This is a genomic window from Bacillus zhangzhouensis (assembly GCF_000715205.1).
GTDB classification, from domain to species: domain Bacteria; phylum Bacillota; class Bacilli; order Bacillales; family Bacillaceae; genus Bacillus; species Bacillus zhangzhouensis.
Genome location: NZ_JOTP01000002.1, coordinates 28,886 through 50,268, shown reverse-complemented (window position 1 = coordinate 50,268; position 21,383 = coordinate 28,886). Strand labels below are relative to the sequence as shown.

The window sequence follows — 21,383 nt, the reverse complement described above, 5'->3', positions numbered from 1 at the left end:
TGAGGTGAAAAAAATGAATTTCGGAAATATCGCAACAGCTATGATTACACCTTTTGATAAAAAGGGCAACATTGATTTCCAAAAGCTATCAATTCTCATTGATTACTTGTTAAAAAACGGCAGTGACTCTTTAGTCGTTGCAGGTACAACAGGCGAATCGCCAACTTTATCGACTGAAGAAAAGGTCGCTCTTTTTCAGCAATCGGTGAAATTAGCAAATGGTCGTTGTAAAATCATTGCAGGAACAGGCAGTAATAATACAAATGCGTCTATCAAACTAACGAAAAAAGCAGAAGAAGCGGGCGTTGATGCAGTGATGCTTGTCGTACCTTACTACAACAAGCCATCACAGGAAGGCATGTATGCACACTTTAAAGCAATTGCCGAGTCTACATCTCTTCCTGTCATGCTTTACAATGTACCAGGAAGAACGGCTGCTTCATTAGCACCAGAAACAACGATTAAGCTTGCGCAAATACCAAACATTGTCGCGATCAAAGAAGCAAGCGGCGATCTAGATGCCATGACAAAAATCATTGCAGAGACGCCAGAAGATTTCGACGTATATTCAGGTGACGACAGCTTAACACTTCCTGCTGTAGCTGTTGGTGCAAAGGGAGTCGTCTCTGTGGCGTCTCATATCGTAGGACTTGATATGCAGCAAATGCTGAAAAGCTATGCTTCAGGTCAAACAGCCAATGCAGCATTGATCCATCAAAAGCTTCTTCCAATCATGAAACAGCTTTTCACAGCGCCAAATCCAACGCCTGTCAAAACAGCCCTTCAACTGAAAGGTCTAGATGTCGGATCTGTTCGTCTCCCTCTTTTGCCTTTGTCAGAAGAAGAGAGACTGGATTTGAGCAGCGTATTAAATAGCTGATCAAAACAAAAAATTTCGTAAGCGGTCATTCTCAGATGTCCCTGAGTATGACCGTTTTTTATACATAAACACTTTCTTAAAATGTGACTGCATCTTGTTTTCTAAAATTAGATTCAGTTATAATAGCATTAAGCGATGATGGACGGGCTTGAGACTAGGAGGATAAGAATTTTGAAAAAGAAAAATACAGAGAACGTAAGAATTATTGCACTGGGAGGTGTTGGAGAAATCGGGAAAAACTTATATGTCATTGAAATTGATTCAGACATATATGTTGTAGATGCAGGTTTAATGCATCCAGAAAACGAAATGCTGGGCATTGACGTGGTTATTCCTGATATCTCTTATTTAACTGAACGAGCTGATCGGGTGAAAGCAATTTTTCTTACCCACGGACATGATGAGGCAATCGGAGGCGTATTCCATTGCTTGAGTAAATTGTCTGTACCAGTCTACGGAACGAAGCTGACCCTTGCGTTACTTCGGGAGAAATTAAAGCAATATGGCTTCAACCAAAAAGCTGATTTGCGCGAAGTACATGCGAAATCGGTTATTACATTTGAAACAACAAAAGTATCATTCTTTAGAACGAATCATAGTATTCCTGATTCAGTCGGGATCAGCTTCAAAACCTCTCTTGGTTCAATTGTATGCACAGGTGATTTTAAATTTGATCAAACCCCAGCGCTTAACCAAGCCTGTGACATCGGAGAGATTGCGAAAATCGGAAACAATGGCGTTTTAGCCCTTCTTTCAGATAGTGTGAATGCTGAAAAACCAGGCTATACACCATCTGAGGCAATCGTCCAAGACGAAATCTCAAATGCGATGTACAATGCTGAGAATCGTGTGATAGTCGCTGTATCTTCATCAAATATTAACCGTGTACAGCAGATCATTAATGCAACCATTCAAAATGGCCGTAAGCTTGCAGTAGCAGGAAAGAATATGATGACAACTCTTCAGTTGGCAATCAAGCTCGGTTACGTCACAGCAGACGAAGAATTATTTGTGCCAGTACAAGAAGTGAAGAAAATGGCGAAAAACGATGTGGTCATCCTGACTGCTGGAAGCCATGGTGAGCCTCTTGCTGCTTTAACAAAAATGGCCAAACAAAATCACAAACAGCTTCATATTGAAAAAGGTGACACTGTTGTGATTGCGTCTACACCTCTTCCAGGACAAGAACTGACGTATTCAAAAACAGTTGATTTCCTCACAAGAAGCGGAGCACAGGTCATTTTTGCTCAAAAGCGCGTACATGTATCTGGACATGGCTGTCAAGAAGAGTTAAAACTGATGCTGAACTTACTAAAGCCGACGTATTTAATTCCGGTGAATGGTGAATATCGTATGCAAAAAGCACATTCTCGTATTGCTGAAGAAGTGGGAATGAAACGTAGCGACATTTTCTTGATTGATAAAGGGGATGTTGTTGAATTCAGAGGACAGAACGTAAAGATCGGTGAAAAAGTTCACCAAGGTAACATTTTGATTGATGGTCTTGGCGTTGGAGATATCGGTAACATTGTTTTACGCGATAGACGCCTATTGTCTCAAGATGGAATCTTAATTGTGGTCATTACGCTCGACAAACAAAAGAAACAATTAATTTCTGGACCTGAAATCATCACAAGAGGATTTGTTTATGTAAGAGAATCCGAAGAGCTGATTGTGAAAGCAACAGAGATGGTAAAAGGAATTGTCAAAGAGCAAACGGAAAATTCTATTGTTGAATGGTCAACATTGAAACAATCCATGCGCGATGTATTAAATCAGTTCCTATATGAAAAAACAAAACGTAAGCCGATGATCATACCAATTATTATGGAAGTGTGATGAGAAAGCCCAAGGAGCATAAGCTCTTTGGGCTTTTTTGATGTGGCGCTAGGAAAGCGGATGGAATACGACCCTCTTGTCCATAATAGGAGGAGAGTTTTTAGGAAAGGATGGAGACAAATGGACGAAAAGAATGAACAGCAGTCTGAGCGAAAGCCAGAAGAAAAAGATAGCATTATGAGCAAAATACAACAGCTTGGTGAAACAGCAGTGCCACAGTTGCCACAGGATACAAATATACATTGCCTCACCATTATTGGACAAATTGAAGGTCACATGCAGCTTCCGCCACAAAATAAAACAACCAAATACGAACATGTCATTCCGCAAATTGTAGCAGTTGAACAAAACCCAAAAATCGAAGGGCTTTTAATTATCTTAAACACAGTGGGCGGCGATGTAGAAGCAGGTCTAGCCATTGCGGAAATGCTGGCGTCATTATCGAAACCGACTGTATCGATTGTGCTCGGCGGCGGCCACTCAATTGGTGTCCCAATCGCTGTATCGTGTGACTATTCGTATATTGCAGAAACAGCCACTATGACCATTCATCCTGTGCGTTTAACCGGTCTTGTGATTGGTGTCCCGCAAACCTTTGAATACTTAGATAAAATGCAGGAAAGGGTCATTAACTTTGTCACGAGTCATTCAGACATTACAGAAGAAAAGTTTAAAGAGCTGATGTTCTCAAAAGGCAATTTGACAAGAGACATTGGAACAAATGTCGTTGGTCATGAGGCAGCAGAATACGGACTTATGAATGAAGTAGGCGGCGTAGGACAAGCGATTAAAAAGTTGAACGAGCTCATTGGAGACAGGGCATCTCAAAATGAGGGGCTGATCCAATGATTTTATATACACCTATGCCCTATGAAGCCATTTACGCTGAGGACCAAGGAGACCGCAAACTGCAGCAGGTAAACATTCAAGGCGTGCCAGTGATGGTTGAAATGAAAGAAGATGAAGCAGAAATTGTCCAAGTGATGAGCACCAATCCAATGGACTTTTTGAATCAAGAGCTTGCACCAGGCAAGCGATTGAAGTTACATTTAGGTACCAATCAAACCGACTCATATGAATGATTCTATGCTATAATAAAGGGAAAACTTACAACAAGATGCAGCCAAAACCAGGCTGCTTTCTTTCTGATCTTTCGGTAGGTTATATTTTCTTTCGTAGTAAGGTGATGAGTATGGCTAAAAAGAGGAAACGTAAAACGAGAAAAAAACAAAATAAACAGCTAAAACTGAAATATGAATTAAATGGGTTAGTCTGTATTGCCATAGCGATCATTGCCATTTTACAGCTAGGTGTTGTTGGACAAACCTTTGTACATCTATTCCGATTCTTTGCAGGTGAATGGTTTATTCTCTGCCTTATCGGATTATTTCTTTTTGGTGTGACGATCTTTTGGAAAAAACAAATCCCAGATATGTTGACAAGAAGAAAAGCAGGTCTATACTGCATCATTGCGAGTATCTTGCTGTTGTCACATGTGAAGCTTTTTCAGCACCTGTCATCTGCAGGCGTCATAGGCTCTCAAAGTGTGATCAGAAATACGTTTGAGCTTTTCTTAATGGACATGAAAGGCGAGACTGGGTCGCCTGATTTAGGAGGCGGCATGATCGGTGCCGTATTATTTGCTGCTTCGTATTTCTTATTTGCACAAGCAGGCTCTCAAATCATGGCGATTGTTCTCATGCTGATTGGAATTGTTCTGATCACAAATCGATCACTGCAAGAAATGGTCAAAAAAGTGACACTCCCTGTATCACAATTTATGGTGAGGCAGTGGAAGGCGTTTGTTCAAGATATGAAGGGGATCAGGCAGGCGAAAAAGAGCGCACCCTCTCAGAAAACAGGTGAAAAGAAAAAACGTTCACGCATTCAAGAAGATGACGAAGGTGATCATATCTTGATCGAGGAGGAAACACCGGCTTCTGACAATAGTCAGCCCATTATCTCAAGCTTTGCAGACAGGGATGACATTCTCACCCCGCCGGTTCAAAAAGAGCAGGTAATAAAAGAATCAGAACCGCTTCAAAAGCCCGTGCAAAGTGCATCATCTCAAGATATGGCTGATGAACCAAAAGAAGTGCCGCCTATGACATTTACCGAACTTGAAAACAAAGATTACGAATTGCCGTCTCTTGATATTTTGGCAGAGCCGCAGCATTCAGGTCAGCAAACAGATAAGAAAAATATATACGAAAATGCAAGGAAGCTTGAAAAAACGTTTCAAAGCTTTGGTGTAAAGGCGAAAGTCACTCAGGTTCATTTAGGGCCGGCCGTGACCAAATATGAAGTATACCCAGATGTCGGCGTCAAGGTAAGTAAGATTGTCAACTTAAGTGATGATTTAGCTCTTGCCTTAGCAGCAAAAGACATTCGGATTGAAGCGCCGATTCCTGGGAAATCAGCCATCGGGATTGAAGTTCCTAATGCAGAAATTGCTATGGTTTCTTTAAAAGAGGTCTTAGAATCGAAGCAAAATGACCGTCCAAATGCAAAACTGCTCATTGGACTTGGCCGAAATATTTCCGGTGAAGCCGTGCTCGCTGAAATGAATAAAATGCCCCATTTGCTTGTTGCAGGATCAACCGGAAGTGGAAAAAGTGTATGTATCAATGGCATTATCACAAGTATTCTCATGAGAGCGAAACCTCATGAAGTGAAGATGATGATGATTGACCCGAAAATGGTAGAGCTAAATGTCTATAACGGCATCCCGCATCTTTTAGCTCCAGTTGTAACGGATCCAAAGAAAGCCTCACAGGCACTCAAAAAAGTAGTCAGTGAAATGGAGCGCCGCTATGAATTGTTTTCTCATACAGGGACAAGAAATATTGAAGGATACAATGATTACATTAAACGAATGAATCAATCAGAAGAGGCAAAGCAGCCAGAACTTCCTTATATTGTCGTCATTGTAGACGAGCTTGCAGATTTAATGATGGTTGCTTCTTCTGATGTGGAAGATTCCATTACAAGACTTTCCCAAATGGCTCGTGCTGCAGGTATTCATTTAATTATCGCAACACAAAGACCTTCTGTCGATGTCATTACAGGTGTCATTAAAGCCAACATCCCATCCCGTATCGCCTTTAGTGTCTCCTCCCAAACAGATTCTAGGACGATCCTAGATATGGGAGGCGCAGAGAAACTGCTCGGCAGAGGGGATATGCTATTTTTACCTGTTGGAGCAAATAAGCCGGTCCGTGTGCAAGGCGCATTTTTATCCGATGAAGAAGTGGAACATGTCGTTGATCATGTCATCACACAGCAAAAAGCGCAATATCAAGAAGAAATGATACCAAGTGAAGAACCTCAGGATCAGCTTGCGTCTGTGGATGACGATTTATATGATGAAGCAGTTGAACTGATCATCGGCATGCAGACAGCTTCTGTCTCTATGCTTCAAAGAAGATTCCGCATCGGTTATACACGAGCGGCACGTCTGATTGACGCAATGGAAGAGCGAGGGGTTGTAGGCCCATATGAAGGAAGTAAACCGAGAGAAGTTCTGCTCTCAAAAGAACAATATGACGAGCTCTCTTCATAAATCGAAGAGAGCTTTCCTAAAATAAAGTGAACGATATAATGATTATGTTAACTGGATGTCAGACTATTTATTTATTTACAAAAACGTGATATAGTTATGTTCATCTTATCTCGGAATAGAGATTTCTCATCTTATCATTTGCATTGATTAGACGGAGGGAAAACATGTCGACCAAAACAGACAATCGCCATTTATATTTGAAAGTGATTGACCGTATTAAAGAAGATATTCAAACAGGCGTATATGCCGAAAAAGAAAAACTGCCTTCAGAGTTTGAGCTCTCAAAGCTTTTAGGTGTGAGCAGAGCGACACTGCGTGAGGCCCTTCGTATATTAGAAGAAGAGAAGTATTTAATTAGAAGGCATGGTGTGGGAACTTTCGTCAACTCAAGACCTCTTTTTTCAACAGGTATTGAACAGCTGACAAGTGTCACGAAAATGATTGAGCAGGTCAATATGACGCCAGGTACCATTTTTTTATCTTCGCAAGAAGGGGAGCCAACAGAGAATGATGTCATTCGTTTTCAGTGTGATGAATCTGATGAGATTTTTTCAATGGAACGGGTTCGAACGGCAGATGGACAGCCAGTCGTCTATTGTTTAGATAAGATTCCGGTCAAGCATCTTCCTGCTTCTTTTACTCATGAAGAAGAGTCACTTTTTGAGCTATTTGGAAGAGAACCACACAGCGGGATTAAATATGCAGTTGCTGACATCGAACCGATTGGCTATCACGATCAGATCTCACCGATACTAGAATGTGATCCTGAAACGGCGTTACTATTACTGAAACAAATACACTATGATCAGGATGATCAGCCGGTCTTATACTCACTCAATTACTTTCGAGCGGATAAATTCAGCTTTCATGTCATACGTAAACGATTTTAACAGAGCAGTCGCTACCACAGGCGGTTGCTTTTTGTTTGTCCATACATAAATCCCGTAAAACTTGCCACACTAATACGTAACAGTATATAGAATTGGGTGAATGATGTTGGGCGAGAATACAGTCAGTAAAAAGAATATTATTGCATTATCATCAGTGCCTCTAATCATGACACTTGGGAACTCGATGTTAATACCAGTATTGCCTGAGATAGAAAAGAAACTCTCGATCACTTCCTTTCAAGTCTCACTCATTATTACGGTATACTCCGTTGTAGCGATCTTGTGTATACCAATTGCTGGTTATTTATCTGACCGGATTGGGCGGAAAAAGGTTCTCCTGCCGTGCCTCTTAATTGCAGGACTTGGGGGAGCTGTGGCAGCTGTTGCCTCAACCATCATGAAAGAACCCTACATGTGGATTCTGTTTGGCAGAGTCCTTCAAGGTGTTGGCTCAGCTGGAGCGGCACCTGTTGTCATGCCGTTTATAGGAGATTTGTTTCATGATGATGAAGAGGTAAGTGCGGGCCTCGGCGCCATAGAAACCTCAAATACAGCTGGAAAGGTACTAAGTCCTATTATTGGGGCACTTCTTGCTTCATGGTTTTGGTTTGTGCCATTTTGGTTCATTCCGTTCTTTTCGATCATAAGCTTTCTCATGGTGCTGTTTATGGTTGAGTCTGCGAAAAAAGAGGAGGAACCGCCTACATTTAAAGAATTTTTAAAATCAACAAAGACCATTTTTAAGCATGAGGGACGCTGGCTTTATGCCATTTTTGCTATTGGCGGTTTTATTATGTTTCTTCTTTTTGGTGTGCTCTTTTACTTATCTGATAACCTAGAGGTGGCGTATCAAATAAAGGGGGTCAAAAAAGGGCTGCTGCTTAGTATCCCGCTCCTTTTTTTATCGATAAGTTCCTACATTGCTGGGAAGACGATCGGAAAAGAAAAGGGGAAAATGAGAATCTTTCTAATCGTAGGTATGGCCCTTTTATCAATTTCCTATATTTTTTTATGGTGGAATCACAGTTTTTATGTCTTATTTATCTGTTTAAGCATTGGTGGAGTGGGGATTGGGATGGTTCTTCCTGCGCTTGATGCTCTAATTACAGAAGGAATTGAAAAAGAGCAGTGCGGAACCATTACGTCATTTTATAGCAGTATGCGGTTTATCGGTGTCGCTTTAGGTCCTCCGATTTACGCCTATCTCATGGATAAAGGAGACTCAATCGTTTTTATTCTCTCGACCATATGCAGTCTCATTTCATTATTTTTAGTGCTCTTTTTCATCCAGCCGGATGAAAAGGATGAAAGTGAACAATTGAAAACGGTTTAAACATAGAAAAAGATGGTATTTTTCCATCTTTTTTCTTTTTTATAAATTGACATGTAAAATTTTGATAGTTAAACTAATGTATAGTAATATCTTTTAAATTATCCCAAATAGGAGGTGTGAAAAATATTCATTTTCTGTCTTTCTTTAGGCAGAAATTGAGCTCGTGGCTGATGATGGATATGTGTTTCTTCAACACGAACGGACAATTGAATAGGTCATCCTGCCATTAGCACGTTGAAGGAGACGATGCCAGCACTTCAGACACGCTCAAATACAGCAAATTGATTGATGAACTAGAAGGAGCTTGAAGCAGCTATGTTGCAAATTATTAAAGCAAGATGGATTGTATTAGTGGTGTGGATGATAACAGCTGTTATTCTGTTTATTACTGCGCCCGATTTAGAGGAATTAACAAGAGAAAAAGGTCAATTAAAGGTTCCGGAGGGGACACCAACAGCTGAAGCACTTCACTTATTGGATAAGCTATCAGATCATAACGGGAAAAAAGATACTGGTGTGATTGTATTCTCCGAACAACATCTGTTCCCTGCGAAAGAGCAGGAATTAAAAAAGGCTTTAGCTGCACTCATGACACATGCCCCAGAACTCCACATTGACGGAATTACTTCGTATTTCCATGTAGAAAAGGACATTCAAAAACAACTTTTATCAAAGGATAAAAGTACACTTCTTGTTCCATTCAAATTCGACCACTACGAAACAAAAGCTGTGAAGATTAAAGAACAAATTGAGAAAGTCTTAAAGCCCTACGACGTCTCATATGAAATGACGGGTCAAAAATTTGTGGATGCAGATGTCATTAAAAGCTCTCAACAAGGTTTGAAGAAAACTGAACTTATTACGATGATTTTTATTTTCTTTATTTTAATAATTGTATTCAGATCAATATTGGCACCTGTTGTTCCGCTCATTACGATTGGCTTTTCTTACGCCGTCAGTCGGTGTATTGTGGCTTTTCTTGTAGAATATACGCAATTTCCTCTATCTAATTTTACTCAGATTTTTATGGTAGCCATTATGTTCGGTATAGGAACGGATTATTGTATATTGCTTTTAAGTCGTTTTAAAGAGGAAATTGGTCAAGGACGTGATGTCAAAGAGTCGATTATCATCACGTATCAATGTGCAGGGAAAACGGTATTTTTCAGCGGCTTAGCCGTATTAGTCGGCTTCTCAAGTATTGGTTTTGCTAAATTCCAATTGTATCAGTCAGCCGTCAGTGTGGCCGTAGGGGTTGGCATCCTGCTAATTGCCCTTGTCACAATTGTTCCTTTTTTTATGACCGTCTTTGGAAAATCCCTTTTCTGGCCATCTAAACGAGAAAACATTCGACATCCACAAAGTAAGATGTGGGAATGGGCTGGGCGTTTTTCATTTAAAAGGCCGCTAATTAGCTTAGGTTTAGTCGCACTTATCACTGTACCGCCTATCCTGATGTATGACGGCACCCTTTCTTATAACAGTTTAAATGAGATTGGGACAAAGTATGAGTCAGTGTCTGCATTTAATAAGATATCAGAGCAATTTGGCTTTGGTGAAGCGTTGCCGCTGAATGTGCTCGTCGAAAGTGACAATGAACTAGATAATCAAGAAAAGATTGTCACGATTGAAAAACTGACCCGTAAATTAAATGACATTGAGGAAGTAAAAGCGGTTCGCAGTGTCACTCGTCCTGTTGGAGACGGGTTAAGTCAGCTTTACGTCACCTCTCAAGCGAAAGAGCTGGGAGGAGAGCTAGGCAAAGGTCATGAAGGAATCGGGAAAATTTCTGATGGCTTGACCGAAACAAACCTAGCCCTTCTCAAACAAAAACCAAAAATTGAAGAATCTGCTAAAGGTATTGACCAGCTGATTGATGGTACAAAAGCTATCAAAAGCGGTATCGGAGAAGTAAGGAAATCCCTGATTTCTTTAGAAGATGGGGTCAGACGCAGTAAAGATGGAGTAGGCACCATTCGTAGTGAAATCAAAGAAGCGAAAAAAGAATTAGAACAACAATATCGCAGCAGTGAAGCCATGATTCAAGAGCTTGAACAAGTTGTGAGTACGCTGGAACGTCACGCGAAATCGAATCAACAGCTGATGACAACTATTAAAAAAGTAAAACAATCCTATGAGAATTTATCATTTGAAGCACTTGAAAATCGGCTTCCAGAAGTAAAAGATATGGATGAATATAAGGAAATCAAAAAAGTATTCAAAGACACGAAAGGAATGCTTGATCAAGCTGGAGATCAAATGAGTTTATATGAAGATGAAGCATCTGCCTTTAAACAAAAGATCAAGAAAGCAGATCAAGTCATTGAAACCTTATCAAGCAAGCAAAAAGAAGTAAAGCGTCAAGTACAAGCGCTTATGACAGGTCTGGATCAAATTTATAATGGTCTGGATGAAACAAATGAAGGGCAAAAACAATTAATCAAAGAAATGCCTAAAATCGAAGATGGCGCAGATCAGCTGACAGATGGCCAAAAAGCCATCAAAAAAGGATTTAACCAGCTATCATCAAAAATGACATTATTAACAGATGGTTTAGATGAAAGTATTTCAGGGCTTGAGCAAGTCAAAAGTGGCTTCACTGAGGCTGACAGCTACTTAAAGCAGCTTCAGCAAGCGCCAGATGAAGAAATAACGGGCTGGTTTATCCCAAAAGAAGTATTAAAACGCCAAGAGTTTAAGAGAATATTTGATACGTATATGTCTCCAGATCGTAAATTAACAACCTTTGAAGTCATTTTAAACGTGAATCCATACAGCAATGAAGCGATGAAAGGTGTAGCGAAAATCGAGGACACCCTTGATCAATATTTACCTGTAAGTGGACTGAAAAATGCCAATTACGGTGTATCTGGTATCTCAAGCTTAAATGTTGACTTAAAAGAAACGTCTGACGGTGATTTTATCAGAACAGTGATTTTTATGTTAATTGGCATCTTCTTTATTTTAATTTTATTATTACGGTCAATCGTCATGCCGATATACTTAACATTATCACTTATTTTAACGTATTTTACATCCATCGGCTTAACAGAATGGATATTTAAAACATTCTTTGGCTACGACGGTGTCAGCTGGGCTGTCCCATTTTTCAGCTTTGTCATTCTTGTCACACTCGGCATTGATTATTCGATCTTCCTTATGGACCGTTTTAATGAATGGAAGGGAGAGCATGTTCAAGCATCAATGATATCAGCGATGAGAAATATGGGCTCAGTCATTATTTCAGCAGTTGCCATTTTAGCAGGGACCTTTGCCGCTATGCTGCCATCGGGTGTGTTATCACTTGTTGAAATTGCAACGGTCGTACTCATTGGATTATTATTATATGCTTTTGTTGTTCTTCCGCTCTTTATCCCGGTCATGGTTCGTATTTTCGGTAAATGGAATTGGTGGCCTTTTAGAATGAAATAACGACAGGCGTCTCTGCTTATAGCAGAGGCGTTTTTATTTCCTATCCTTTCCTCTGATTGATATAATGACTATTAAATGGCTGTTTCACGTATATATCAGCTATGTTCTAATACATAATAAATAGGATGAACAAAGGAGGTTTCTCATGACGTACTTACAAGAGAAGACATTGGACACACCTGGTCTTCATACTCATATTGTCAAAACAGAAAAATTTAAAACAGTGACAATCCTTTTTAAAATGCTTGCGCCTCTATCAAAAGATGACGTCACCATGCGATCCCTTTTCCCCCATGTGCTGTTAAGAGGGACAGAAAAAATGCCGAAAACAGGAGAGTTGCGTGCTTATTTTGATGAGCTCTATGGAGCAACAGTTTCGGCTGACATGGCGAAAAAAGGAGAGAATCACATCATTACATTCCGCCTTGAAATGGCGAATGAAAAATATTTAAAGGATCAAACACCTTTACTAGAAAAAGGGATTGCCTTGCTATCTGACCTATTATTTCATCCGCACGTTGAAGATGGGGTGTTTAGTCATTTATATGTAGAGCAAGAGAAACGTACATTAAAACAGCGAATTCAAGCAGTGTATGATGACAAAATGCGTTATTCGAACTTAAGGCTTGTGCAGGAAATGTGTAAAGGTGAACCATATGCACTCCACGTCAATGGTGAAATGGAAGACCTCGAGAATATTACAGCAAACACGCTCTTTGAAGCTTACGAGCATGCACTTCAATCAAATCAGCTTGACCTCTATGTTGTGGGGGATGTTGACGAACAAGACATCAACCGAATGGTCTCGCAATACTTCAAAACAACTGAAAGAGAGCCGATCAAACAAAACACCGAATCATCAAGGTCACAAAAAGAACCAAAAGAAGTCATTGATGAAGAAGACGTAAAACAAGGAAAGCTGAATATTGGCTTTCGCACGCATACAACGATTGCAGATGAAGATTATCCAGCGCTGCATTTGTTTAATGGCATTTTCGGCGGCTTCTCGCATTCAAAGCTATTCATTAATGTTCGGGAAAAAGAAAGTCTTGCGTACTACGCTGTGTCTAGACTTGAGAGCTTTAAAGGCTTGATGATGGTCATGTCAGGTATTGAAGTCGGTAACTACCAGCAGGCAGTAGACATCATTAAAGAACAATTTGATGCGATGCAAAAAGGCGATTTTTCAGAAGAAGCGATTGATCAAACAAAGGCAGTCGTCAAAAATCAGCTGCTGGAAACGATTGATACGTCTTATGGGACTGCGGAATATTTGTATCAGCATGCAGTCGTGCCAACGGACGAGACCCTTGATTCCTTTTTAGAAGCGTTAGACCGAGTGACAAAAGAAGACATCATCAAAGTAGGTCAAAAAATCGAATGGGATACGACCTATTTTCTTAAAGGAACGGAGGGTGCTTCATGACAGTAAAAACAATTCAATTCGATCAGCTGCAAGAGACGGTGTATCATGAAAAAATGGAAAGCGGACTAGACGTCTATGTGCTGCCGAAGCAAGGGTTTAATAAAACATACGCGACCTTCACAACAAAGTATGGCTCTGTCGATAACGAATTTGTGCCGCTTGGCAAAGAAGACATGATCAGGGTGCCTGACGGAATTGCCCATTTCTTAGAGCATAAGTTGTTTGAAAAAGAAGATGGTGATGTGTTTCATACATTTAGTAAACAAGGGGCAGCCGCAAACGCTTTTACCACGTTTACGAGAACGGCCTACTTATTTTCAAGCACCGCAAATGTCGAACAAAACCTTGAGACACTCATTGATTTTGTGCAAGAACCTTATTTTACTGAAAAAACGGTCGAAAAAGAAAAGGGCATCATTGGTCAAGAAATTAATATGTATGATGACAATCCGGACTGGCGTTTATTCTTTGGTTTGATTGAAAATCTTTATCAAGAGCATCCGGTGAGAATTGATATTGCTGGAACAGTAGAGAGTATTGCTCCAATTACAAAAGACCATTTGTATGAATGCTATGAAACGTTTTATCACCCGAGCAATATGCTCCTTTTTGTTGTCGGTCCTGTTGACCCGAAGCAAATATTAGATCAAGTAAGAGCGAATCAAGCGAAAAAACCGTTTACAGACCAGCCTGAGATCAAGAGAAAAGAAATCAATGAGCCTGAAAGCGTGTACCGAAAAGAATACGAACTGAAAATGAACGTACAAGGCTCTAAATGTATGTTCGGTTTGAAAACAAAAAACCCGCATAAAAAAGGAAAGCAGCTTCTCAAGCATGAGCTTGGGATGAACCTGATTTTAGAGACGCTGTTTGGAAAAAGTTCCTTACAATATGAGCGGATGTATGAAAAAGGCTTGACTGATGAGACATTCAGTTACGATTATACGGAAGAGGGCGGCTTTGGTTTTACTTCAGTTGGTGGGGATACGAACGATCCTGATCAACTGGCAAAGGAATTAAAAGAAACCCTCCTTCAAGCAAAGAGCCTGATCACAGAAGAAAAAATTGAGCTCGCGCGCAAGAAAAAAATTGGCAGCTTTTTGAAAGCCATGAACTCTCCAGAATACATTGCCAATCAATTCACTAGATATGCGTTCTTAGAAATGAGCTTATTTGATGTCGTGCCAGTGCTTGAGCAAATTCAATTAACAGATATTCAGCAGATATTAGAGGAAGAAATTGATGAAGAGCGGATGTCTGTTTTCAAAGTCGTCCCGAAAACAAAATAAATGAAAAAAGACAAACTCAGGTCAAATGAGTTTGTCTTTTTTATGTTCAATTGAAGGAAGCGCATGCTTTGTGAAGATAATGATTGACAATTGTTTTGCTTATTAGTTAAACTCTTTAATAGTTAAACACTTAAACTAAAAAGGAGCAGCGTATGGAACAAAAAAAAATTGCACAGCTCATTCAGAGGTATGCAGACGTCTATCTCATGTTGGAGAAAAAAGTATCGAGTATGATCACAGAAAAGCTTGATAAAGAGCTTACCCTTGATCAGTATTACTCGCTTCGATACATCAATTTACATCCAGGGTGTACATCAACAGACCTAGCTAATGTATGTAATGTGAATAAAAGTGCTGTGACATCAATGACAAACCGTCTATTCACAAAGAACTATATTGTTCGTGAGCACGATCAAGCCGATAGAAGAAATGTGCATCTGTACGTAACTCCAGAGGGCAAAGATGTGGTCAGCCGAATGGAAAAACAGCTTCAAGGTCTTGTTCGATCTTATTTTGAAAAGCTGGAAGAAAAGGAAATGGAATCATTTATTCAAACTTATGAAAAGATTTATCAGATTATCATCGAAGAGGAGGCACAAAGTACTAATGAGAGCAATCATAAAGGGTAGATGGCTTATCACGATCCTTTGGGTCGCATTAGCGGCAGTGTTACTTATCACCGCTCCTAATATGGCGCAATTAACAAAAGAAAAAGGGCAAATTTCTGTTCCAGATGGTTATCCGTCCTCATATGCCGATCAGCTATTAAAGAAAATGTCTGAAAACGGAGATACAGAAAAATCAATCGTCATTGTCTTTCAAGAAAAGAACATTGTCAAAGAAAGAGAAACATCTTTAAAAAAGGCAATGGAGATTTTAGAAAAGGATAAAGATCTTCACGTAGAAGACATCACTTCTTATTTTGAAGCGAACAAAGATATCAAAAAACAAATGCTCTCTAAAGATCAAACGACACTCCTTGTTCCAGTTACATACGACTCGAACAAAATCAAAGCATCCGATTTTAAAGAAAGAGTCAATGAAAAGCTTAAGAGCCTGAACCTGAAATTTGAAATGACAGGGCAGCCGTTAATCGATGATGATGTGATCACAAGCTCGCAAGAAGGCCTGAAGAAAACGGAGTTCATTACAATTGGGTTTATCCTAGTTGTCCTTGTGCTTGTCTTTAGATCAGCGGTGGCACCGTTCGTGCCTTTAGTCTCAGTGGCCCTTTCTTACTTGGTCAGTCAATCCATCGTAGCTTACTTAGTCAAATATCTCGACTTTCCGCTCTCGACCTTTACCCAGATCTTTATGGTCGCGATCATGTTTGGAATTGGAACAGATTACTGTATTCTACTTCTCAGCCGCTTTAAAGAAGAGCTTGCGCACGGAAAAGACAAAATTGAAGCCATTCTTATTACGTATAAAACAGCAGGAAAGACGGTCTTATTCAGCGGAATCGCTGTCCTTATCGGCTTTACATGTATTGGTCTAGCGCAATTCCAGCTTTATAAATCAGCGGTTGCCGTCGCAGTTGGAGTCGCTGTGCTCATCGTGGCACTGCTCACCGTAGTCCCATTCTTTATGGCAGTTTTAGGAAAAGTGTTATTTTGGCCGATTAAAGGCGATATTGCCCACCCGCAGTCAAAAATGTGGGAAACGGCAGGTCGTTTCTCTTTTAAGAAACCACTTTTCAGTTTATTAATCGTAGCGATTATTACGCTCCCGTCAATTTTTATGTATAAAGGAACCCTTTCTTATAACAGCTTAGATGAAATCGGTAATAAATATGAATCCGTCAATGCGTTCAATACGATTTCTGACAAATTTGGACCAGGGGAAGCACTCCCGGCAACGGTTGTGGTGAAATCATCTGATCTCCTTGACAATAACGAAGGGCTTATTGCCGTAGAAAAACTAAGTCGCGCGATTGAACAAACAGATGGTGTGAGTAAAGTTAGAAGTGCAACACGTCCTGTCGGTAAAGGGCTGAGTGATCTGTACGTGAAGTCACAAGCCAAAGAGCTGAATAATGGACTTGATAAAAGTAATGAAGGCTTGAAAAAAATTCAAGATGGGCTTACGACAATGAGTAAATCCATTGAGGATCAAACACCACAAATCAAATCATCTGGAAAAGGCATTAACAAATTGATTTCTGGTACCGAATCCGTGCAAACAGGCATTCAAAACGTGGAGAATACGTTAAGAAAACTGAAAGACGGAATCGACCAAAACAAACAAGGTGTGGCAGCCATTAAAGAGGAAATAAAGGGTGCGAAAAAAGAATTAACGGATCAAGTCGCACAAGTGAATCAGCAAGTTGCGCTATATAAAAGCATTTCCAAAGAATTAAAGGCAGCTTTAGCACAAGTCGATACGACATCATCTGCTGCAGCGGATGTTAAAGCTTTGATCACTCAAGCGAATCAGCAATTCAGTACACTTGAAGAGCAAATTCCACAGGTGAAAGAAAATCAATCGTATCAAGCCATCAAAGCTTCTTACAATGAACTTTCTACTACCTTACAAGAAAGTGCCAAACAGGCAGACAGCTACGCAAAACAAGCAAAAGAAGCAAAAAAACAGCTTGAAGCAGCTGACGCTTTTATCGCAAAAGCTTCAGAGCAGCAAAAAGTGTTTACAAATAAAATTGATCAGCTCATTGCAGGCTTAGAAGAAATTGAAAATGGATTGGCTCAAACGTCAAAAGGGCAAGGACAGTTAGCTGATGGTATGCCAAAGCTTGCAAATGGAGCAGGCGACATCATTAACGGTCAAAAGCAAATGAAAGAAAAGATTGGTGGCTTTGGTGATGACCTCACCAAGCTGACAGATGGTCTGAACAAGAGTGTAGATGGACTTGAGAAAATTTCAAGTGGCTTAATGGGTGCAGGAGACTACTTAGACGAACTGAAAAATGCACCAGATCAAGACATGGCTGGCTGGTTTATTCCAAAAGACGTCCTAAAAAATAAAGCATTCAAGCAAGTATTTGATTCATACATGTCGGATGACCGCAAAATGACAAAGATTGATGTCATTTTAGAAAAAAATCCATATGGCAATGAAGCTTTGTCGACGATTAAGCAAGTGGAAGCTTCTGTCGAGCGGGCACTTCCTGAAACAAACCTAAAAGATGTATCATTTGGCGTTTCGGGCGTATCAAGTATGAACGCTGATTTAAAACAGCTGTCAGACCAAGATTTCAATAAGACGGTTCTTTACATGATGATCGGTATTTTCCTCATATTGGTGATTCTGTTCCGGTCGCTTGTCATGCCGCTTTACTTGGTTGGTTCACTCATTTTGACTTACTTTACAGCAATAGGTGTAACAGAATTTATTTTCACCCATTTCTTCGGATATCCGGGCATCAACTGGGCTGTTCCATTCTTTGGCTTTGTCATATTAATGGCGCTGGGAGTAGATTATTCGATTTTCTTAATGGAGCGGTTCAATGAATACAAAACAAAAGACATTCAGTTTGCAATGACCGAATCAATGAAGAATATGGGATCTGTCATCATGTCTGCTGCCGTTATTTTGGCAGGAACATTTGCAGCGATGCTGCCTTCAGGTGTGCTGTCTCTTTTACAGATTGCAACACTTGTCCTCACAGGACTTTTACTGTATGCACTCGTTGTGCTACCATTATTCGTACCTGTTATGGTCAAATTGTTCGGATCAGCAAACTGGTTCCCATTTAAACGAAAAGAATAGGCATTTCATAAAGAAAGTAGGAACAAAGTATGAGTCGTTGGGCGCTTATTACTGGTGCCAGTGGCGGGATTGGGCAGGCGGCAGCCAAAAAGCTTGCCCAAGAAGGCTGCCACTTGATGCTCCATTATCACCAAAATGAACAGGCAGCCATGCGTCTCTCCGCTCATCTGGAAGAGACATATGAAATAGAGACGCACGTCGTTCAAGCAGATTTAGCTAAAAAGGGCGGAGTGGATGAGCTTGTCAGTCGTCTGCCATTATGTCCAGATATCCTTGTTTTAAATAGTGGAAAGAGCCATGTCGGTTTAGTGACAGATACAGAAAAAGAAGTTCTAGCCAGTATGGTGCAGCTTCATGTCACAAGTCCATATGAGCTCACCCAATCCCTTTTGCCTGCAATGATTCAGAAAAAAGCAGGTCATATCATTGCGGTTAGCTCCATATGGGGAGAAACGGGCGCATCGTGTGAAGTGCTGTACAGCATGGTCAAGGGAGCGCAAAATGCATTTATTAAAGGACTTGCAAAAGAGCTTGCACCAAGCGGAATTAGAGCAAATGCCGTCTCTCCTGGTGCTGTTCAGACGGACATGATGCAAAGCTTCACGCAAGAAGACGTTGCGATGCTGGAAGAAGAGATTCCGCTCGGCCGGCTTGCAGCGCCTGAGGAGATTGCAGATGTCATTTGGTTTCTCGCCTCAAACCAGTCAAGTTATATCACGGGTCAAATTTTATCTGTGAATGGCGGATGGTACTGTTAAAAAACGTGTATAATTCGTCTCTCCATGACAAAAGCTATGGCTGTAATTCATCTTTTCGAATGGAGGAATCGACATGTCTGTACTTGAGAGCTGGGACCATTGGAAAAACTTTTTAGGTGACCGTTTAAATCATGCGCAGGATAAAGGTTTATCAGATGATACAATCAACAACCTTGCGTATGAAATTGGCGGATATCTAGCGAACGAAGTGGATGCAAAGAACGAGCAGGAAAGAGTGCTTGCTGACCTTTGGAGCGTTGCATCAGAAGATGAGCAGCGTGCCATTGCAAATATGATGGTCAAGCTAGTTGAAAATAATAGCTCGCACTAAAGAAAAAGAGGGGTCGTTTGTGCCTCTCTTTTTATTTTAACCGTTTAGCAACATTGTGCTTTCTAAAAATGTGAAAATGCTTTATGATAAAGGAAGGTAAAAATTTGCCACAATGAAGGGGGTAATATCATTTGGCAAAGCTCGAATGGTATTTTGAATATGAGATACAGGTAAACCGTCCCGGACTGTTAGGAGACATTTCTTCTCTAATGGGGATGCTTTCAATTAATATTGTGACAATTAATGGTGTTGATGTATCAAGACGCGGAATGCTTTTGCGCTGTGACCACACAGATCAAGTGAAGCGCCTTGAATCAATTTTAAATACAATGGAAACGATAAAAGTAACAAAATTAAGACAGCCAAAACTTCGTGACCGCTTAGCTGTTCGTCATGGACGATACATCCAGCGGGATGCTGATGATAAAAAGACGTTCCGTTTCGAAAGGGACGAGCTCGGTCTTCTTGTTGATTTTATGGCTGAATTGTTTAAAAAAGAAGGACATAAATTGATTGGGATTCGCGGAATGCCGCGTGTTGGAAAAACAGAATCAATTGTTGCTTCAAGTGTATGTGCAAGCAAGAGATGGCTGTTTGTATCGTCTACTCTTTTGAAACAGACCATCCGCAGTCAGCTGATTGCTGATGAATACAGCCCAGATAATGTCTTTATCATTGATGGAATTGTGTCAACAAGAAGAGGTTCTGAGAAACACTTGCAGCTTTTAAGAGAAATTATGAGACTGCCTGCAACAAAAGTGGTCGAGCATCCAGACATCTTTATTCAAAATTCAGAATATACAATGGACGATTTCGACTATATCATTGAACTGCGCAATAGTGCAGACGAAGAAATTACATACGAGCACGCTGAAGAACCACAAGTATTTGATCATTCTGGTTTTTCTGGCTTCGATTTTTAATATGGTAATGGTAGGTGTTTGTTTTGACTGAATTGGGAAAACGGCTCATTGAGGCCAGAGAGGAAAAAGGGATGTCGCTGGAGGATCTTCAGGCGGCGACCAAAATCCAAAAGCGCTATTTGCTAGCAATCGAACAAGGAAACTATGATATTATTCCAGGTAAATTTTACGTCAGAGCTTTTATTAAACAATATGCCGAAGCCGTTGGACTAAATCCTGAACAATTGTTCGAAGAATTTCGTAAAGATGTACCAAGCACGTATAACGATGAAGTCTCTGATAAATTATCAAATATTAAACCGCAAAGAGAGCTGCCAAAGCCTGCCTCTAAGGTGCTGGAGCTATTGCCAACGATTTTAATCATTGGAGGCATACTTGTGGTGATCGCCATCATTTATGTGATCGTGCAAGCGGTCAATCATGATAGCGGTCAGAAGAATAATCAGACAACTCCTCAGAAATCAGAATCAAAATACGAAGTGTCTGAGGATTCATCACTCGCAAAGGATCAAAAGAAAAAAGAAAAGGCTTCGTCAGATAATAAAGAAAATACATCTAAAAAAGACGATTCATCAAAGGATGATTCATCAAAAGACGATGAAGCTGTTTCTTTGAAGGCGACGAATACAGAAGGGTCCACGACAACATATGAAGTGTCGGGTGCAGATGATATGGAGTTAACCATTTCTGCAACACAAGCTTCATGGCTGCGCGTGAGAGACGAATCTGGAAAAGTGCTGAAGATGGGTGAACTGAAAGATGGCGAATCGTTTAAAACAGACCTGTCAGACCTTTCTCAGATCGATATCCGCCTCGGGAATGCGACTGGAATTGACATCAAGGTCAATGACGAGAAACTTAAATACGAATTAGACCCTAAAGACACCATGACACAAAACATTGTGATTGTGAATAAAGGAAAGGAAAAGTCATCTTAAGCAAGTAGATGACTTTTCTTTTGTTCCTACTATTATATACATAAAAAAATTGCTTT

16 protein-coding genes are annotated in these 21,383 nt (G+C 40.3%); all 16 read left to right on the top strand.

What is annotated here, in order from left to right:
- The first annotated feature begins 13 nt into the window (after positions 1 to 13).
- Positions 14 to 880 (top strand): 4-hydroxy-tetrahydrodipicolinate synthase, encoded by an 867-nt coding sequence (gene dapA, locus BA70_RS02145; RefSeq protein ID WP_034317608.1) that lies wholly within the window; start codon positions 14 to 16, stop codon positions 878 to 880.
- 171 nt (positions 881 to 1,051) lie between these two features.
- Positions 1,052 to 2,719 carry a ribonuclease J2 gene (gene rnjB, locus BA70_RS02140; RefSeq protein WP_034317604.1) on the top strand — a complete coding sequence of 556 codons (1,668 nt, stop codon included), beginning with the start codon at positions 1,052 to 1,054 and terminating at the stop codon, positions 2,717 to 2,719.
- A 120-nt stretch (positions 2,720 to 2,839) separates the two neighbouring features.
- On the top strand, positions 2,840 to 3,568 hold the full coding sequence (locus BA70_RS02135; protein WP_034317601.1) for a ClpP family protease: 729 nt from the start codon (positions 2,840 to 2,842) through the stop codon (positions 3,566 to 3,568).
- Positions 3,565 to 3,801, top strand: coding sequence for a YlzJ-like family protein (locus tag BA70_RS02130; RefSeq protein WP_034317598.1), 237 nt, complete (start codon positions 3,565 to 3,567; stop codon positions 3,799 to 3,801). Before BA70_RS02135 ends, BA70_RS02130 begins: the two co-directional genes overlap by 4 nt.
- Before the next feature lie 110 nt (positions 3,802 to 3,911).
- Positions 3,912 to 6,281, top strand: a complete 2,370-nt coding sequence (locus BA70_RS02125) for an FtsK/SpoIIIE family DNA translocase (RefSeq protein WP_034317595.1) — start codon at positions 3,912 to 3,914, stop codon at positions 6,279 to 6,281.
- A gap of 164 nt (positions 6,282 to 6,445) precedes the next feature.
- On the top strand, positions 6,446 to 7,171 hold the full coding sequence (locus BA70_RS02120; RefSeq protein ID WP_034317592.1) for a GntR family transcriptional regulator: 726 nt from the start codon (positions 6,446 to 6,448) through the stop codon (positions 7,169 to 7,171).
- Between the two features lie 103 nt (positions 7,172 to 7,274).
- A complete protein-coding gene (locus tag BA70_RS02115; protein ID WP_189318091.1) occupies positions 7,275 to 8,504 on the top strand; it encodes a bacillibactin exporter BcbE in 1,230 nt (409 codons plus the stop codon).
- 315 nt (positions 8,505 to 8,819) lie between these two features.
- Positions 8,820 to 11,936, top strand: a complete 3,117-nt coding sequence (locus tag BA70_RS02110) for an MMPL family transporter (RefSeq protein ID WP_034317587.1) — start codon at positions 8,820 to 8,822, stop codon at positions 11,934 to 11,936.
- Positions 11,937 to 12,081: 145 nt separating this feature from the next.
- Complete coding sequence (gene yfmF, locus BA70_RS02105; protein ID WP_034317584.1) at positions 12,082 to 13,362, top strand: EF-P 5-aminopentanol modification-associated protein YfmF; 1,281 nt, start codon at positions 12,082 to 12,084, stop codon at positions 13,360 to 13,362.
- A complete protein-coding gene (gene yfmH, locus BA70_RS02100; protein WP_034317581.1) occupies positions 13,359 to 14,651 on the top strand; it encodes an EF-P 5-aminopentanol modification-associated protein YfmH in 1,293 nt (430 codons plus the stop codon). Before yfmF ends, yfmH begins: the two co-directional genes overlap by 4 nt.
- Positions 14,652 to 14,803: 152 nt before the next feature.
- On the top strand, positions 14,804 to 15,280 hold the full coding sequence (locus BA70_RS02095; RefSeq protein ID WP_034317578.1) for a MarR family winged helix-turn-helix transcriptional regulator: 477 nt from the start codon (positions 14,804 to 14,806) through the stop codon (positions 15,278 to 15,280).
- Positions 15,258 to 18,377, top strand: a complete 3,120-nt coding sequence (locus tag BA70_RS02090; protein WP_034317575.1) for an MMPL family transporter — start codon at positions 15,258 to 15,260, stop codon at positions 18,375 to 18,377. The genes BA70_RS02095 and BA70_RS02090 overlap by 23 nt, the downstream gene beginning before the upstream one ends.
- Before the next feature lie 29 nt (positions 18,378 to 18,406).
- A complete protein-coding gene (gene ymfI / locus BA70_RS02085; protein ID WP_034317572.1) occupies positions 18,407 to 19,135 on the top strand; it encodes an elongation factor P 5-aminopentanone reductase in 729 nt (242 codons plus the stop codon).
- A gap of 73 nt (positions 19,136 to 19,208) precedes the next feature.
- Positions 19,209 to 19,466, top strand: coding sequence for a DUF3243 domain-containing protein (locus tag BA70_RS02080; RefSeq protein ID WP_034317570.1), 258 nt, complete (start codon positions 19,209 to 19,211; stop codon positions 19,464 to 19,466).
- Between the two features lie 131 nt (positions 19,467 to 19,597).
- Positions 19,598 to 20,389 carry a DUF3388 domain-containing protein gene (locus BA70_RS02075; RefSeq protein WP_034317567.1) on the top strand — a complete coding sequence of 264 codons (792 nt, stop codon included), beginning with the start codon at positions 19,598 to 19,600 and terminating at the stop codon, positions 20,387 to 20,389.
- Positions 20,390 to 20,412: 23 nt separating this feature from the next.
- Positions 20,413 to 21,327 (top strand): helix-turn-helix domain-containing protein, encoded by a 915-nt coding sequence (locus tag BA70_RS02070; RefSeq protein ID WP_034317564.1) that lies wholly within the window; start codon positions 20,413 to 20,415, stop codon positions 21,325 to 21,327.
- The last annotated feature ends 56 nt before the right edge of the window (positions 21,328 to 21,383 follow it).

Coding starts and splice junctions, on each gene's coding strand:
- dapA (WP_034317608.1), top strand. CDS start 14: ATGAATTTCGGAAATATCGCAACAGCTATGATTACACCTTTTGATAAA.
- BA70_RS02135 (WP_034317601.1), top strand. CDS start 2,840: ATGGACGAAAAGAATGAACAGCAGTCTGAGCGAAAGCCAGAAGAAAAA.
- BA70_RS02130 (WP_034317598.1), top strand. CDS start 3,565: ATGATTTTATATACACCTATGCCCTATGAAGCCATTTACGCTGAGGAC.
- BA70_RS02125 (WP_034317595.1), top strand. CDS start 3,912: ATGGCTAAAAAGAGGAAACGTAAAACGAGAAAAAAACAAAATAAACAG.
- BA70_RS02120 (WP_034317592.1), top strand. CDS start 6,446: ATGTCGACCAAAACAGACAATCGCCATTTATATTTGAAAGTGATTGAC.
- BA70_RS02115 (WP_189318091.1), top strand. CDS start 7,275: ATGTTGGGCGAGAATACAGTCAGTAAAAAGAATATTATTGCATTATCA.
- BA70_RS02110 (WP_034317587.1), top strand. CDS start 8,820: ATGTTGCAAATTATTAAAGCAAGATGGATTGTATTAGTGGTGTGGATG.
- yfmF (WP_034317584.1), top strand. CDS start 12,082: ATGACGTACTTACAAGAGAAGACATTGGACACACCTGGTCTTCATACT.
- yfmH (WP_034317581.1), top strand. CDS start 13,359: ATGACAGTAAAAACAATTCAATTCGATCAGCTGCAAGAGACGGTGTAT.
- BA70_RS02095 (WP_034317578.1), top strand. CDS start 14,804: ATGGAACAAAAAAAAATTGCACAGCTCATTCAGAGGTATGCAGACGTC.
- BA70_RS02090 (WP_034317575.1), top strand. CDS start 15,258: ATGAGAGCAATCATAAAGGGTAGATGGCTTATCACGATCCTTTGGGTC.
- ymfI (WP_034317572.1), top strand. CDS start 18,407: ATGAGTCGTTGGGCGCTTATTACTGGTGCCAGTGGCGGGATTGGGCAG.
- BA70_RS02080 (WP_034317570.1), top strand. CDS start 19,209: ATGTCTGTACTTGAGAGCTGGGACCATTGGAAAAACTTTTTAGGTGAC.